The following is a 1,320-nucleotide window of genomic DNA, read 5'->3' as shown; positions in this document are numbered from 1 at the left end:
CGTCAGCAGTGCAGAGTGTTATGGCTTGGTCGTAGTCGCGGATGGCCGCCGAAAAATCCCCCTGTTGGGCGTAGGCCCAGCCGCGGTTGTTCAAAACCCAGACCCGCTCCTGGGGATCCAGCTCCAGTTGCAGCAGTCGGGTGTAGTCTTCTATCGCTTTGTCCGTCTGTCCCTCGCCATCCCACAGGAGAGCTCGGTGGAGCAAAGCAGAGTGCTCCTGGGGGTTCAAGGCCAGGGCCTGCGTGTAGTCGGCAATGGCCAGCTCAGGGCAATTGGCCTGCCGGTGTAGATCCCCCCGTTGACGGTAGGCCAGGGCAGCATCGGCCACCCCCCACTTCTGGTCGAGGCTCAGAGCTTGGTTGAGATCCGCCAATGCCGCCTCTTGATCCCCCAAAGCCAGATGCACCCTTGCCCGCAAAGCAAAAGCCTGAGAAGCCTGCGGTTGCTGCTGGATCAGCGCCGTGAAATCGGCCAACGCCCCAGCCAGATCCCCCCTCTCTTGGCGACACAAGCCCCGATACAACAGGGCTTCGGTGACCAGCACTTCTGGATCCCCTGGGCTGGCCAGCTCCAAGACCCGATCCCAATCGGCTATTGCCCCCTCCAGGTTGTGGCGCAGGCGGCGGACTTGGGCCCGCTTCAGGTGGGCCTCCAGATAGAGCTGCCGGGACTGTTCCCCGTCTTGGGCCTCTTCCTGGATGACTTGGTCGAAGTCGGATTCAGCCTGCGCGTAGTACCCCAGCTCCAAGGACTCCGTCCCGCTGACGCGATCCTGCTCCGCACGGTTGGTAGGGCCATCGGTGCCGCGCACTGCCAACGTCAACAACAGAGAGCCGCGGGCCAAGCGGGCCATCCTGTGTTGGGGATCCCGCTGCAGCAGACGGTTTAGATCTTGCAAGGCCGCTTCGGTCTGACCCAACTGCTGCAGGGCTTGTCCTCGGTGCCACAGCGCTTCCCTGTGGTCAGGATCCTGCTGCAAAACCCGGCTGAGATCCTGAATGGCGGAATCCCAGTTGCCCACCTGTCCATGGGCCATGCCCCGTCCCAGCCAAGCCGTCCAGTCCTGGGGATCCTGCCGCAACACCTCGTCGTAGTCGGCAATGGCCTCTGGCCACCGGCCCAGCTGTTGGCACAACTCAGCTCGCTCTTGGCGCAGATCCCGCCGTTCCGGCTGCAAGCGCACCGCCTCGTTCAACTGCTCCAAGGCCGCCTGCAGATCTCCCGTCTGGATTTGGGCCCGCGCCAGATCTCGGCGGATATCCGCCTCGGCCACTGCCACCCCCAGCGCCAAAGCCTGGTGGTAATCCTGGATGGCCCCCA

At 63.8% G+C, this 1,320-nt stretch carries 1 protein-coding gene; it reads right to left on the bottom strand.

Going from position 1 to position 1,320, the window contains the following annotated elements:
- Window positions 1–1,320 (bottom strand): tetratricopeptide repeat protein (locus NW856_RS04430; RefSeq protein WP_414399305.1); only part of this gene is annotated, 1,320 nt, incomplete at both ends.

This window comes from Synechococcus sp. R3-13, from assembly GCF_047462195.1.
Taxonomy (GTDB): domain Bacteria; phylum Cyanobacteriota; class Cyanobacteriia; order Thermostichales; family Thermostichaceae; genus Thermostichus.
Note: the sequence above shows the minus strand (reverse complement) of the source record. Positions and strands in the feature narration are given on the sequence as shown.